Below are 13,300 nucleotides of genomic sequence, written 5' to 3' on the forward strand. Positions count from 1 at the left end.
CATATAACGCCCAATTAAGTAGCTGACAACGCTTCCAATACACTCAAATTTAACACCTAAATCACTGAAGCTAAACCGAGTTGAAAATGCCAAGCGTTGACAGTCTGCTTAAATTGCTTGTTAGGCAAATTCTCCAATGTCTACGGAGTCTTTCAATAAGTTAGTCAACGGGAGGAATAAAGGCTCAGGGAGTTCATCTAAATTGAACCACTTCCACTGCTTACATTTTTCAGGCTCAGTTATCTGAGGCTCACCAATTGAGCAAGACGTTACGACAAATAAGGTCACATAATGTTTATTCTCTTTTTCGAAAATATCATTAGTAAAACCTAGATTTTTGAATGAGTTGACAACTAATCCTGTCTCTTCAAAAGTTTCACGCTTTGCACATTCTTCGATACTTTCACCCAACTCCAGATGCCCTCCTGGAGTTGCCCATGTATGAGCTCCATGAGAGCCTATACGCTCTCCAAGTAATACACGTCCGTCTCGTAAAATAACCGCAGCCACACCGACTCGTACTTCCTTATTCACTCAAAACTCCTTCATGAACACCAAGTTGCCTAACGCCCAATTAAGTAGCTGACAACGCTACCAATAAACTCAAATCTACCACCTAAATCACTGAAACCAAAACGAACTGAAAATGCCAAGCGTTGGCAGTCTGCTTAAATTGCTTGTTATGCGTATTTTAGTTAGGTTCTAAATTGGGCGCGTTACCTGGGTTTCTTTCTACTGTATCCAACCACTGATTTGTGATGCCTACTTTGTGTAAGCAATATGACTGAAACTTTTTACTAAAGTACAATGCAATTACGGCTGCAACTCCAGCTAGATAACTTAGGTGGATAATTAAAAATAAAGAACCAAACACAATTAAATACATGCTGTAAACTGTTGCCTGCTGACTTTTAGGGCTATTAATTAGCAGAGCTACATTCTTTTGGGGGACTTTGTACTTTAGAAATATCCAATACGTCATCGAAAATGTCGCATATACAGGTAAGCATATCGAGAAAGCAATTGTTGCCAGTACTAGCCAAAAGCCAAAGTTATCAGGACTCACGTTAGTAAGAACCAATAATGAAGTGGCTGAATAACCTGAAAGAGCGGCAAAGAACCACTGATACTTTTCTATAAACACAATACCTCCCTACCTGTAAACTCCAAAGACGCATAACGCCCAATTAAGTAGCTGACAACGCTACCGATACAGTCAAAATGCCACCGAAATCACTGAAGCTAAAATAAGCTGAAAATGCCAATCGTTGGCAGTCTGCTTAAATTGCTTGTTAGGCATTTTCGATTTGCTTTATGCTCAATTGAACTGAAATAATACTCTGTTCTAGCTGTTCAAAGTAAGCTTTAACTACATACCCCAATTCATTCTTTATATATATAAACTCATTTTCTGTGTTAGCGCGAAGCTCTCCAATAACTTGATAATTGTGCTCGCAAAAAATTAAATCCTCATTTTCATCTCTACAGCACCAAACCCCCGTTGGCTCGCTATCTAAGTTTTTCCTTATATCAACACCAAGATTAGAAAGATAACTATATAGCTCTAAGTTTTTCCGAGAAAAAATATGGTAATAAAACTTACAGTCTTCACACTCACAGTCATCAATTATCCTACTTTGCGTTCTATAAAACTCCCTTGTTGCTTCAACATATGAAATCAACTCTATGTCATCGAGCTTGAAAATTCTTCCCATACTTACGACTACCCCAAGCCTAACGCCGCGTTAAGTAGTGAGCAACGCTGACCACCTAACCTAAATCACTGTGCCGTAAACACTAAATTCAAAGCAAACCGAAAATACCGAGCGTTGCGAATCTGTCTTAAACGCTTTGTTATACGAACATTTCTTCGTATGTGCTGATTGCTTTAATTGCACCATTTAGATCATTTTTGCCATTAAAGTCATGCTTAACTGCGATAACATCACAACCACTAGACTTACCAGCACAAATACCCGCCGTAGAATCTTCAAACACAATTGTTTGAGCAGGTGAAACTGCTAACTTAGCAAGAGCTAAAGTATAAGCTTCTGGATCAGGTTTATGCTTGGTTACGTGCTCTTGCGTGATAACAAGGTCGAAAGCGTTTTCTAACTGCAACGAGGTTAAAATATTCTCTACCATCCATGTTGCTGCTGAACTCACAACTCCACACTTTTTACCCGCTAGTTTCAACTGCTCTATATATGCCTTGGCTCCAATATTGAGCTCAAGCTCGTCATTGAGCATCTGTTCGTAGTGAGCTCGAAAGTAGCGATTAAACTCTGTTAAATCAGGTGCAATATTCGCATTTTTAAAGAAGTAACCCGTTACAACCTGCCAACTTTCACCCATTACATCTTTGTAGATATTGTGGTCTACGTGAACACCATAATCCAAACACGCCGATGCTAACGCTTTGCCTTTTAATGGCTCCGAGTTTACTAATGTTCCGTCCATATCGAACAGATAAACTTCATAATCTTTCAATTCACTCTCCATGTTAAATTTTGCGAGTTCGTATAACGCCGCATTAAGGTGTGAGCGGCGATTGCCTATACTTTGAGCGAAGCGAAAACGGCAAGCGTTGCGAATCACTCTTAAATGCTTTGTTATGCATATCGTGCCACACCAAAGAAATGTACATTTAAATTGTTGACCCGTCTATCAGGCAAGGGTTCAAGATGCACATTCGGTTAAACAATGGAGCATATATGCTAACTGTCACTCAAATCGCAAATCAGTTCGGTGTTTCACATACCACTATTTTGTACTACGAAAAAGAAGAACTATTGATACCAGCTTACCGCTCTGAAAATGGGTATCGTTGGTATGGCGAAAAAGAGATTAAACGCTTAGAAGCGATCATCTCTTATCGTTCGTATGGACTGTCAGTTTCTAGTATTCGCTCGTTGCTCAACCGAGATGGAGAGTCTCAAGCCAAAATATTGAAAGACCACTTCAATGAACTGGAAAGATAAATCCAAAACTTACGAAGACAGCAGGAAGCTGTTGTCATGTTGCTTCAAGAACCAAGTCTATTAGAGGAAAACATTGTGAATAAAGAACGTTGGGTAGAAATCATGGTTGCTGCAGGTTTTACTGAAACTGATATGGTCAAGTGGCACCAGAAATTTGAAGAACTTGAACCACTAGAGCACCAAAAATTCCTTGAATCTCTAGGCATTTCTAGCGATGAAATAACTACGATTCGAGCTCTCTAGCACCTAAATAGCCTCAAGGATGAGGCTATTATGCATAACGCCCAATTAAGTAGCTGACAACACCACCAATACACTCAAATTTACCACCTAAATCACTGAAGCTAAACCGAACTAAAAATGCCAAGCGTTGGCAGTCTGCTTAAATTGTTTGTTATAAATATTTTTGCTCGGGAACATATTTTGGATATCTTCGAATAAACTAAACTTCTTATCGAACCAATAGTCATCGAATTCCCAGTCCTCTATTGGCACCTCAGCAATATAACCCATGTGCCAAATATTATGAGCAATTAAAAGCCAAGGTATTGCTTCAATTTCCGTTTCAGTTAAAGGGACAACCGATTGATAACCTGACAAAAATTCAGACCAAATACCTGCTACATCATTACTTTGAGAGAAAAGAAGACTCCATAAAAATACAACGGCATCATAAATACGCCAACTTTTACAGCAAAAATCAAAGTCAAATACGGTAATTCGCTCATCGTCAAAGAACACATTCCCCCAATGATAATCGCCATGACAGACCGATTGGTAAGGTGACAAATGGGATAACTTGTCGGCTACAACATTTGCTAACCCACGAATATATCGCAATTCGCGGTGTCGCTCGCTGTGACCAATAGATAAAGTAGCAAGCGGGTTAACCAATAATTCCTTTGTTTTCTTTATAGGTAAATCTTTCGTATCAAAATGGGTAGCGTTTAAATGAATCTGTGCATTCTCGCACCCAAAAAGGAAGCTTTGATGGTGACTTAATTTTGAATAATGTTGCCCATTAGCATAGCTATATAACACCGCATATTTCCCAGCTAACTCATGGACATAATCTCCACCTAATCCTTTTATTGGATACGACACTTTTACGCCATTAGACTGTAAATATGTCAGCAACTGAGTAATCGTATTTATCCGACTAAGAGGCATATCGCTTTGTTTATAAAGCTTCAAGATATAACGTGCTTTATGATTTGAAGCGACCAAAGTATAGAGCTCATTCATACTCACAATTGACTCAATGCTAATTACATTAAAGCCATAAGTGTGAAGCAAGTACTTTGACAGACTTTCCATGTCCATTTTCGCTGAACCTCAAATATTTATAACGCCGCATTAAGGTGTGAGCAACGCTACTACAAAACTAAACCATACCACCGTAAACACAAAATCCAACGATGGAATGAAAAATGCCAAGCGTTGGGAATCACTCTTAAATGCTTTGTTAGGTTTTGGGGACTAAGTTATCTTTAGCGTGTACAATACCATAATTGACCACACAACAATTGCTCACGACCATATATGCTAACCAGAATAAGTCTTGATTCTATTGTAATTGACAGTAGAACCCAACACCGAAAAGAAACGAATTATGGACATATTGAGAACATAAGAGATTGCATACTAGATAAGAAAATATAAACCCTGTAACTGTTATTAAGGCAACAGATCTAGAACACGAGCGCTATTACTTGATAGATGGGTTCCATCGCGTCGAAGCTCATTACAAAGCAGACTTAACTCATATCTCTGCGAATGTAATTGAGCAGGGTGACATCCATAAAGCGATTTATCTTTCATTGTCTGCAAACGCTGAACATGATCAGGCTCTCTTAAGATTGAAGCATGATATAATCAATGCAGCTGAGACAGCGACTCAAATTATATTCGACGCTAAAAAGTGCTTAGATAGAAACAGCTCAAGCTATAACCCTTTCCCTAAAGTAGAAGTGGAGGAAGTGGTTGCTGCTGTAAAATGCTCAATGAGGATAGCACGGAATGTGTGTGCTCCTTTCAATAATCGTGTCAAAGAAGCTCGGGACCGAAGTGTGTTTCAACACTCTTCAGAAGGATGGACAGATCTTGATATAGCAGAAATTCATAATGTTTCAGTTAATACAGTAAGAAATATCGTCGATAGAATCGAGAAACTAAACCTCTATGAGAATAAGAGAGGTAGTGGTTGGTCTCGTCAAAGAACTTTAGATTATGAAACAACTGGGTCAGAAACAGGCTATAAAGGCAAACCTCGATACGAACACCGTGTGAGTGAGCCTGATTTTCAAGTAGAAGCTGATTTAACAGAATACTTACTCTCCGTACACTTTTTAGACGCCAACAAAAATGTGACGGAGCTAAACTGTGCAACTGGTCGTGTAGATATTTTGACAGACGATGAAGTAATCGAAGTCAAACGACGATTAGATAGAAAAAGCCTCCAGTCTGCAATTGGTCAATTGATGCTATATAAAAACTTTTTTAAAAAGAGAAAACTAACCATTGCTGGAATGTTCCACAATGAACTTACTCGTTTAGCTCCTTATATAGGTGAACTAGGTATAGACATCATTTTAATACACTCTAACGGTGATATTGAAAGGTACGTTAAAGGTGTTGCCAACGGCATCTAACCCCACCCGCCTAAACAACGGTTCCCTTGAAGTTTAGGCGGAAACCTAACGCCGCGTTAAGTAGTGAGCAACGCGACCACTTTACCTAAACCATTGCACCATAAACACAATACTCAGCCTAAACTAAGAATGCCGAGCGTTGGGAATCACTCTTAAATGCTTTGTTATGTGCGTACTAAAGACATTGGTACGAACCTAATTCCGTTGAACTCAGCCTCTTCACCTGTTGCTACGAAACCATTGCGATTGTAGAACTCAACAGCATTCACCGATGAACGCAGGCTAACCTCACGAGCATCTGTCTGGTTGAGCAAATGATTCAATAAAGTACGACCTAAACCCGAACCCTGCTGTGAATTAGCAACAAATAAATGTGTTAGATAATTCCCATCACGCAAAGCAGCAAAACCAAAGACTTTCCCACCTGATACAGCCTTGATAGATGAAAACTTCTCATTGTCAAAAGTAGTCGCTAGGTCTGGTAAAATTCTGTCCTTATACTCTTGCTTTCCCTGTGCATTAAACAATGGAAGCACATCCTTGTCTGAGACCTCTGAAACAAGCCTTGTTACTGACTCTAAATCCGATTTTAGGACCTTCTGAATTTCCATTCTCCCTCCAAGCACATAACGCCCAATTAACTTGCGCAGCAACGCAATACGATGGTTCTGCATTGCACCGTAACCACTAAAACTGATTAGAAGTAAAAATGCCACCCGTTGCAAGTCAGGTTGAATTGTTTGTTATGTGCGTACTTCGCCATTAACTGAACTAAGATATCCTACTAATGCTTTGGATCTTGACTTGGATATGTACAACCCTACAGGATGGCACAACACAATAGCTAAAATGAAAAAGCTCAGAGCAACATTTCCGTAGACAAAGCCAACAGCCACATTAATTGAAAGCCCTAGCATTACTACGATATACCGCCAACATTCAATTTTGAGTTCGTAAGTATTTAGCTCAGTATTGTGAATTATTAATACTGGGAAAGATAATAGAGAAAGATTGACAAAGATGCCTTTGTTACGCATTTTTTCTTTAAAACCGCGTTTTAGTAACTCTTCTAATAACTGATTCATTCGAAATCCTTTTAGAACCTTGTAGCACATAACGCCCAATTAAGTAGCTGACAACGCTACCAATACACTCAAATTTAACACCTAAATCACTGAAGCTAAACCGAGTTGAAAATGCCAAGCGTTGACAGTCTGCTTAAATTGCTTGTTATGGCGTACGCGATTTGGCACGAGAAAACCTAAAACATGTGCCACATCAATAGTTGACTAAATCACTCTGGTATTCTAATTCCACTAGCTCTGAATCATTGAGGAAACTAATATGACATTTTCAATCAAAAAGATATTTCAAAATAAAGAAACAGAACTTACTGAGGAAAATCAGTTAACCTCAAAAGAGGCACCTCAAGAAAGCGATAAATCGGAGAAAGAAATCAAACATGAAACGCCTAGTGGATGTTGTGGTTCTTGCTCATAAAATAGGCTTTGTTGCGTAATTCATTGGAACTAAACCTAAAACCTACGATCTGATCAGCTACATTCACTCCCTCTCGTAGCCCTATGCCTAAACCTCGTTACAAAACAACCAACTGGAAGCAATACAACCAATCACTCATTAACCGCGGTTCTTTGACCTTTTGGATTGATGAAGAAGCGATAAGTGGCTGGACGCAAAGCAAACAGAATAAGCGCGGGAGGCCTCGTCGGTTCAGTGATTTAGCTATCACGACAGCCCTCATGGTGAAACGAGTTTTTTCTATGCCATTAAGAGCGCTGCAAGGTTTTATCAACTCGATATTTAGGTTAGCCCATGTACCGTTAAGTTGTCCGCATTACACCTGCATCAGTCGTAGAGCCAAGCAAGTTGAGGTCTCACTTAAGACAAAAACGAGAGGTACGATACAACATCTAGCTATTGATGCGACTGGCCTTAAGGTTTATGGCGAAGGTGAATGGAAAGTCAAAAAACACGGGACAGATGGCAAACGTAGAGTCTGGCGAAAACTTCATATTGCCGTGGATACAAACACTCATGAAATTATTGCAGCCGAGCTAAGTCTATCGACAGTTACAGATGGAGAAGTACTCCCGAATATACTGAAACAAACTCGCCGAAGTATCCACGAGGTGTCTGGTGATGGCGCTTATGATACGAGAGCATGTCACGATGCAATTAAGATTAAGCGAGCCGTTGCGCTTATTCCTCCAAGAGAAGGGGCTGCCTTCTGGGAGCGGGGTCATCCCCGAAATCTCGCAGTAGGTTGCCATAAGTTATATGGCTCAAATAAGTATTGGAAAGAGCGGTATGGTTACCACAAACGCTCCCTCTCAGAAACAGCGATGTATCGAGTTAAACAGTTACTTGGTGGTCGTTTAAGTTTAAGACATTACAATGCACAAGTGGGAGAAACTTACGCGATGATAAAAGCGTTGAACAAGCTCACTGGGTTAGGTATGCCTGAAACTTGCCGTATTGACTAAGAAACGCACGATACGGGGCTGCTCTGTCTCTAAACTGAATTACGCAACAAAGCCTACATAACGCCCAATTAAGTAGCTGACAACGCTACCAATACACTCAAACCTACCACCGAAATCACTGAAGCTAAACCGAGTTGAGAATGCAAAGCGTTGACAGTCTGCTTAAATTGCTTGTTAGAACTGTACTACAGAGCAATTGTAAGTTGGATTTCCATTAGGTTTTTAGCTAACTCCTCGTTTGCTGGCATTGGGAATACGCCTACAGCTTTCACAGCTTTTTCACTGCGCTCACATAGTTTCTCATAGCCACTTGTACTTATTTCTGTAACATTGCCATGCTCACTTAAATGTATATTAAGCGTACAACTCTTACCTTCAAGCCCATCAGACAAAATCAATTCATTCTGAATCATTTGGGTATAGATTTGCCCATATTTATTTAGCTCAGACGGAACTAACTTGCCTATACTGCTATTGCTTTGAACAGCACAGCCAGAGATCGCAAACACCATACTTGCAGCTATACAAACATATCGAAATGGAGCCTTCATCCTATTTATCCCCTAAAAGTTCTAACGCCGCATTAAGTGGTGAGCAACGCAGACCACCAAACCTAAAGTATTAGGCCGTAAACACTAAAACTGAAGCAAACCAAAAATGCCGAGCGTTGGGAATCCGTCTTAAATGCTTTGTTATGTGTGGGCTGACTGATACACGTTATTTTCTATTGAAGCCCCTGCAAACTCAAAGGTTAGAAGCCCTATTCGACTCAACCCCAGATGCTCATAAAATCCATTGGATTCATTTTCAACCCAAGTGTAAAGCCAGTATTTATTACCCAACTGATTTTCGACTTCATTCAAAAGCTTTCGACCTAACCCTTTACCTTTGAAAGTGTTATCGACATATAGTTTTTCGACTTCAAAGCCATTACCGGACGTTTGATAATGCGATTCAAGATTAACCATTACATAGCCTTGAATAACTTCCTGTTCTTCACTTACAAACACACGATATTTAGTCGTATCCAATATTTCGAAGAAATAGGTTGCAGTGAAAGTAGACAATACATACTCAGCGTATTCAGTTTTGATACCTTCTCGAGCATATGTGTCTAGCCAAACTTTAATGGACAATGCCGCTAATTTTACGCAATCGTCTTTTGTCGCTTCCCTAACCATTTCCCCTCCAAACACATAACGCCCAATTAAGTAGCTGACAATGCTACCAATACACTCAAACTTACCACCTAAATCACTGAAGCTAAACTGAGTTGAAAATGCCAAGCGTTGGCAGTCTGCTTAAATTGCTTGTTAGCCCAATTTTTCCAACGTTAGAGAACGATAGCTTCCACACCCAATGCCGTTATCATGATAACCTGCCAAACTTTCGAACACATTGAAATGAGATACTACGATTACCTTTGAGTAATTCGTGTATCTAGATAACACATTTTCTGCACGGCTTTTAAGTGCATCCCAAGACTCATACGGAACATTACCAGCCTCCGCATTATTTTTCAGTGAAGTACGATGCTCATGCCAACGGCGATCTCTTTCTGAAAGTTCTACGTAACCACCATCTAAGTCTGCCCGCCACTCTCGTAAATCATGTTCAACAAAGAGCTCTAAACCTAGTTTACGGTTAATAATTTCAGCCGTTTGGAGCGCTCTTGTATACGGGGAAGATATGATTACTTCTGCTTTTTCAAGTTGAATGTCTTTAACAACCGCGTGCAATTCATGAATGTAGTCTCTATTTAAAGGGGCATAATCTTTTTCTAGTTGGGTCATTTTTCGCTCGTCAGATAACGAATAGTCAGGCACACCATGCCTTACAAATACAATTTCCATTTGTTCTAAATCTCCATTGTTACCGCATTGGGCTAACGCCCAATTAAGTAGCTGGCAACGCTACCAACATACTCAAACTTACCACCTAAATCACTGAAGCTAAACCGAGCTGAAAATGCCAAGCGTTGGCAGTCTGCTTAAATTGCTTGTTATGAAAATACTCACCACGCCCACATTACCTCTTAACACCCAGTAATATTGTACATTCTGAACGACCAGGAAAATGAAAACTTGAGCACAGAAAACCATTTTCTGAAATGTGAGCCATTAACTTTTTATTTGTGGTTTCATACTCATTTAAATCGGCATTACCATGAGCGAGATAAATACCTCCAATAACAACACCCAACTCCTGAGCTTCCATAAAGTCGAGTGCCAAATTCTTACTATTAAAAGCAAATAGATACCCTGAGCATTGGTTAAGATTCCTAATATCAGCTATATCGATATTATTTGGCATTTCATCAGAGAACAGCTTATCGGCAATATTTAAGACAACATCATGGATAACTGCTAAATCATTTGATGGACTTTCAAAAACAACCATTTCAAGACTGTAATTCTTACAGAGTTGAGACAACGTTGTAGTTTGTTCAGGAAATAAACCTGATACAAAGAACGCATCAAATTCAGAATTCAATAAAGGAGAAGATTCGATATTTTCATGAGGAATAAAGCTTCCATTTGACACCGAATCCAACTTCGGAAGTGAAATAGCTAATTGCAATTCATCCACATCTATTTCTGCTGGTTCAAACATCGCATTCCTTATTTATTCGATTTTCATAACGCCCAATTAAGTAGCTGGTAACGCTACCAATAAACTCAAACTTACCACCGAAATCACTGAAGCTAAACTGAGTTGAAAATGCCGAGCGTTGACAGTCTGCTTAAATTGCTTGTTATGTGAATGCCTATCGTGCGCCTAAAAACGGTAAATGCTTTCGCTGCTGATAGGTTAAAGCAAGCTCCAAACAATGCTTAACTTCAGCCTCTGGTAATGGGTTTGACAAAGTTAAGACAATTGCCCTATTACCCTGAAATTCCAACGTACCATCGTGTAATTCTCTAAAAGTATCGATTAGCTTAGTTTGGCAGTTAAAGAAGATGTAGTAGTTACTTGGTGATTTCAATTTCCAATCAATTCGAATTGGACTACCCGTCTTGACGACATAACTCGGCTCACCCCATTTTAGAGACTCTTCGACTTCACCTAGCTCCAGCTCAGAAACGATTTGAAACATTAGATTTCGCAGTTCCTCTAGCCGAATACGAACATTTTCTGGATATTCGTCGAACCGTTCTTTGACTACCTTATTCATTGGAAACCTCTATTCACATAACGCCCAATTAAGTAGCTGACAACGCTACCGATATACTCAAATTTACCACCTAAATCACTGAAGCTAAACCGAGTTAAAAATGCCAAGCGTTGGCAGTCTGCTTAAATTGCTTGTTATGTGCAAAGTTCCAACAAGTGATTGATTTGTTTAACACCTTTAGAAACTGAATGATTCGTGCACTTAGAGTTAAACCAAATTGCTTCAATACCGACTGAAATAGCAGGCTCAATATCTTTTTCATACGTATCCCCAACCATGATTATTGACTGTGGTTCAACATTTAAAACATTGATGATTTTGTGGAAGAATTCTGAGGTACCTTTACCGATACCAAGATTCGCTTTGCAAAAATAACCCGATATATAAGGAGACAAACCCACCCTGTCAAATGACAATTTAATATCAGCTTCGGACGAGTCGGCTGCGTTTGTTGCAATATAAACCCGGTGACTTTTTGATAACTCTTGAAGTGTTCGTAATGCTCCGTCCACAGCTTGAACTTTTACCCAATCGCACATTTTCCCTTTTTGGTCAGGGAAATCGACCATGAGGGTATTACCCCAGTCAAACAGGTATATTTTAGTCATATTGCCTCCTTGCACATAACGCCACGTTAAGGTGTGACAATCGTGTGCCATAATGGTGAGCGAAGCGAAACCGGCACGCGTTTGGAATCACTCTTAAACGTTTTGTTAGCTGCAAACTTTAAAGTTAGAGATCAAACTCTATATTATAGAGTTTAAACATATTAACCAATGGCTCTTCCCACCCAAGACTCTCTTTCAAAGCCCCTACAATAGGTCTCATTTGTTCTGTTGAGACGTTGATTTCAATTTTAAGTAACTTGTAGTTTTCAACCTCACCTTTAGAACCAAAGACTGGATTTGAGCCCTCTAATGCTCGATGAGATCCCATAACCGAACCAATTGCCCAGCAATGATCGTAATTACCAATTTTATCGACTCCAGATTCATGTAATACACTTTGTACTAACATCTGCTGTTCTGGATTACAGAATATTTCTAATTTATACATTTTCGATAATACTCGTTACATACTGATTGCAGCTAACGCCCAATTAAGTAGCTAACAACGCTACCAAGACGCTCAAATTTACCACCGAAATCACTGAAGCTAAACCAAGCTGAAAATGCCAGGCGTTGACAGTCTGCTTAAATTGCTTGTTAGGGCTAAATTTCGTAAGCCTCAAACCAACGACATTTAATGTTTGGCTTTTTGCTCTTTAAAGAAGAGAAGTGCTCTTTCGTTGTAAACCTAGCGCAAGACAATACACGTATTTTAGGTAAATCGGCTAAGCACAGTATTGATTTATCCGTTAGGCTCACTGACGTTAAAAACAATGCTTCTAAATTTGGCAATGTACTGATTGGCTCCAAAGATAAGACCTTTTGATTTGTATACATCGTACCTTCAACACCTAAACTTATAAGCTCTGTAAAACCTGATAGGCATTCTAAATTGTTTAGTTTTTTCGCACCCTCTATAAATAGATAGCGCAAATTAGGTAGGCTTGTTAAAACCTCAAAGTTTTCAGCCTTGCTGACTCCTGAAATTTTAAGCGTTTCCAACTTATTCAAATTAATCAATGGAAGTAGAGTGTCTGAAGATAGCCTCTCAATTTCCAAATATTCTAAGTTTTGCAGTTCTGCTATTTCACTAAGGAATTCAACGTTTACCTGCTTGGCTGACAAACGTGTAATTTGTTGTGAAAATGAACTGATTCCTTTGTGTGATTTCCCTTCACGGTAAAATGAAACCCAACGCCAATCTAACTCAATCTCATTTATGTTGGTGACACAACGAGGCCATTCCGACCAATTCTGATTACACCTATACTTATCATTAATCATATTATTTTCGACCAAACTAATACTGAGCCCTAACGCCGCGTTAAGTAGTGAGCAACGCTACCATCTAACCTAAACCATTGCACCGTAAACACCAAAA

18 protein-coding genes and 1 pseudogene are annotated in these 13,300 nt (G+C 39.4%); 4 read left to right on the forward strand and 15 right to left on the reverse strand.

Annotation, left to right across the window (positions count from 1 at the left end; translation table 11 throughout):
• Positions 1–120: 120 nt before the first annotated feature.
• From OCU78_RS18715 to OCU78_RS18730, 4 genes are all read right to left on the reverse strand, one after another.
• Positions 121–534, reverse strand: a complete 414-nt coding sequence (locus OCU78_RS18715) for a nucleotide triphosphate diphosphatase NUDT15 (protein ID WP_017037295.1) — start codon at positions 532–534, stop codon at positions 121–123.
• Between the two features lie 157 nt (positions 535–691).
• Positions 692–1,144 (reverse strand): hypothetical protein, encoded by a 453-nt coding sequence (locus OCU78_RS18720; RefSeq protein WP_137375785.1) that lies wholly within the window; start codon positions 1,142–1,144, stop codon positions 692–694.
• A gap of 148 nt (positions 1,145–1,292) precedes the next feature.
• Complete coding sequence (locus OCU78_RS18725) at positions 1,293–1,715, reverse strand: hypothetical protein (protein WP_261856033.1); 423 nt, start codon at positions 1,713–1,715, stop codon at positions 1,293–1,295.
• 139 nt (positions 1,716–1,854) lie between these two features.
• Complete coding sequence (locus OCU78_RS18730) at positions 1,855–2,502, reverse strand: HAD family hydrolase (protein ID WP_137375798.1); 648 nt, start codon at positions 2,500–2,502, stop codon at positions 1,855–1,857.
• Positions 2,503–2,714: 212 nt separating this feature from the next.
• Here OCU78_RS18730 and OCU78_RS18735 point away from each other — a divergent pair.
• Positions 2,715–3,224: pseudogene (locus tag OCU78_RS18735) on the forward strand (MerR family transcriptional regulator).
• Positions 3,225–3,335: 111 nt separating this feature from the next.
• On the opposite strand, the gene OCU78_RS18740 reads toward OCU78_RS18735, so the two are convergent.
• A complete protein-coding gene (locus tag OCU78_RS18740) occupies positions 3,336–4,304 on the reverse strand; it encodes a phosphotransferase enzyme family protein (protein ID WP_240701806.1) in 969 nt (322 codons plus the stop codon).
• Between the two features lie 389 nt (positions 4,305–4,693).
• Between OCU78_RS18740 and OCU78_RS18745 the strand changes: the two genes are divergently transcribed.
• Complete coding sequence (locus OCU78_RS18745) at positions 4,694–5,632, forward strand: helix-turn-helix domain-containing protein (RefSeq protein WP_240701807.1); 939 nt, start codon at positions 4,694–4,696, stop codon at positions 5,630–5,632.
• A 164-nt stretch (positions 5,633–5,796) separates the two neighbouring features.
• Here OCU78_RS18745 and OCU78_RS18750 read toward each other — a convergent pair whose 3' ends face one another.
• Together OCU78_RS18750 and OCU78_RS18755 are read right to left on the reverse strand one after the other, a co-directional pair.
• Entirely contained in the window at positions 5,797–6,243 is a 447-nt protein-coding gene (locus tag OCU78_RS18750; protein ID WP_137375759.1) for a GNAT family N-acetyltransferase, read from the reverse strand.
• 132 nt (positions 6,244–6,375) lie between these two features.
• Positions 6,376–6,717, reverse strand: a complete 342-nt coding sequence (locus OCU78_RS18755; protein WP_137375799.1) for a hypothetical protein — start codon at positions 6,715–6,717, stop codon at positions 6,376–6,378.
• Positions 6,718–6,976: 259 nt separating this feature from the next.
• Here OCU78_RS18755 and OCU78_RS18760 point away from each other — a divergent pair, with 259 nt between their 5' ends.
• Together OCU78_RS18760 and OCU78_RS18765 are read left to right on the forward strand one after the other, a co-directional pair.
• Positions 6,977–7,132, forward strand: a complete 156-nt coding sequence (locus OCU78_RS18760; protein WP_167494104.1) for a hypothetical protein — start codon at positions 6,977–6,979, stop codon at positions 7,130–7,132.
• A gap of 83 nt (positions 7,133–7,215) precedes the next feature.
• Entirely contained in the window at positions 7,216–8,136 is a 921-nt protein-coding gene (locus OCU78_RS18765; RefSeq protein WP_261856034.1) for an IS5-like element ISVba2 family transposase, read from the forward strand.
• A gap of 185 nt (positions 8,137–8,321) precedes the next feature.
• Here OCU78_RS18765 and OCU78_RS18770 read toward each other — a convergent pair whose 3' ends face one another.
• The 8 genes from OCU78_RS18770 to OCU78_RS18805 form a co-directional block, all read right to left on the reverse strand.
• Positions 8,322–8,687, reverse strand: a complete 366-nt coding sequence (locus tag OCU78_RS18770) for a cell envelope integrity protein TolA (RefSeq protein WP_137375672.1) — start codon at positions 8,685–8,687, stop codon at positions 8,322–8,324.
• A 141-nt stretch (positions 8,688–8,828) separates the two neighbouring features.
• Positions 8,829–9,422 carry a GNAT family N-acetyltransferase gene (locus tag OCU78_RS18775; RefSeq protein ID WP_240701800.1) on the reverse strand — a complete coding sequence of 198 codons (594 nt, stop codon included), beginning with the start codon at positions 9,420–9,422 and terminating at the stop codon, positions 8,829–8,831.
• Positions 9,423–9,449: 27 nt separating this feature from the next.
• Positions 9,450–9,989, reverse strand: coding sequence for a histidine phosphatase family protein (locus OCU78_RS18780; protein WP_137375673.1), 540 nt, complete (start codon positions 9,987–9,989; stop codon positions 9,450–9,452).
• A gap of 175 nt (positions 9,990–10,164) precedes the next feature.
• Positions 10,165–10,749 carry a hypothetical protein gene (locus tag OCU78_RS18785; RefSeq protein ID WP_137375674.1) on the reverse strand — a complete coding sequence of 195 codons (585 nt, stop codon included), beginning with the start codon at positions 10,747–10,749 and terminating at the stop codon, positions 10,165–10,167.
• Between the two features lie 154 nt (positions 10,750–10,903).
• Positions 10,904–11,311, reverse strand: a complete 408-nt coding sequence (locus OCU78_RS18790) for a DUF1801 domain-containing protein (protein ID WP_137375675.1) — start codon at positions 11,309–11,311, stop codon at positions 10,904–10,906.
• A 134-nt stretch (positions 11,312–11,445) separates the two neighbouring features.
• The gene (locus OCU78_RS18795) at positions 11,446–11,919 is read right to left on the reverse strand and encodes an HAD family hydrolase (RefSeq protein ID WP_137375676.1); all 474 of its coding nucleotides are present in this window, start codon (positions 11,917–11,919) and stop codon (positions 11,446–11,448) included.
• A gap of 124 nt (positions 11,920–12,043) precedes the next feature.
• Positions 12,044–12,367, reverse strand: a complete 324-nt coding sequence (locus OCU78_RS18800; protein WP_137375677.1) for a hypothetical protein — start codon at positions 12,365–12,367, stop codon at positions 12,044–12,046.
• A gap of 155 nt (positions 12,368–12,522) precedes the next feature.
• Positions 12,523–13,203, reverse strand: a complete 681-nt coding sequence (locus OCU78_RS18805) for a leucine-rich repeat domain-containing protein (protein WP_137375678.1) — start codon at positions 13,201–13,203, stop codon at positions 12,523–12,525.
• Positions 13,204–13,300: the final 97 nt, after the last annotated feature.

Source organism: Vibrio gallaecicus (genome assembly GCF_024347495.1).
In the GTDB taxonomy this organism is placed as follows: Bacteria; Pseudomonadota; Gammaproteobacteria; order Enterobacterales; family Vibrionaceae; genus Vibrio; species Vibrio gallaecicus.

What these genes read in the sequence shown, in the direction of transcription:
- OCU78_RS18785 (WP_137375674.1), bottom strand. Translation starts at nt 10,749, where the DNA reads ATGTTTGAACCAGCAGAAATAGATGTGGATGAATTGCAATTAGCTATT.
- OCU78_RS18805 (WP_137375678.1), bottom strand. Translation starts at nt 13,203, where the DNA reads ATGATTAATGATAAGTATAGGTGTAATCAGAATTGGTCGGAATGGCCT.
- OCU78_RS18740 (WP_240701806.1), bottom strand. Translation starts at nt 4,304, where the DNA reads ATGGACATGGAAAGTCTGTCAAAGTACTTGCTTCACACTTATGGCTTT.
- OCU78_RS18760 (WP_167494104.1), top strand. Translation starts at nt 6,977, where the DNA reads ATGACATTTTCAATCAAAAAGATATTTCAAAATAAAGAAACAGAACTT.
- OCU78_RS18800 (WP_137375677.1), bottom strand. Translation starts at nt 12,367, where the DNA reads ATGTATAAATTAGAAATATTCTGTAATCCAGAACAGCAGATGTTAGTA.
- OCU78_RS18750 (WP_137375759.1), bottom strand. Translation starts at nt 6,243, where the DNA reads ATGGAAATTCAGAAGGTCCTAAAATCGGATTTAGAGTCAGTAACAAGG.
- OCU78_RS18795 (WP_137375676.1), bottom strand. Translation starts at nt 11,919, where the DNA reads ATGACTAAAATATACCTGTTTGACTGGGGTAATACCCTCATGGTCGAT.
- OCU78_RS18755 (WP_137375799.1), bottom strand. Translation starts at nt 6,717, where the DNA reads ATGAATCAGTTATTAGAAGAGTTACTAAAACGCGGTTTTAAAGAAAAA.
- OCU78_RS18730 (WP_137375798.1), bottom strand. Translation starts at nt 2,502, where the DNA reads ATGGAGAGTGAATTGAAAGATTATGAAGTTTATCTGTTCGATATGGAC.
- OCU78_RS18765 (WP_261856034.1), top strand. Translation starts at nt 7,216, where the DNA reads ATGCCTAAACCTCGTTACAAAACAACCAACTGGAAGCAATACAACCAA.
- OCU78_RS18725 (WP_261856033.1), bottom strand. Translation starts at nt 1,715, where the DNA reads ATGGGAAGAATTTTCAAGCTCGATGACATAGAGTTGATTTCATATGTT.
- OCU78_RS18790 (WP_137375675.1), bottom strand. Translation starts at nt 11,311, where the DNA reads ATGAATAAGGTAGTCAAAGAACGGTTCGACGAATATCCAGAAAATGTT.
- OCU78_RS18770 (WP_137375672.1), bottom strand. Translation starts at nt 8,687, where the DNA reads ATGAAGGCTCCATTTCGATATGTTTGTATAGCTGCAAGTATGGTGTTT.
- OCU78_RS18780 (WP_137375673.1), bottom strand. Translation starts at nt 9,989, where the DNA reads ATGGAAATTGTATTTGTAAGGCATGGTGTGCCTGACTATTCGTTATCT.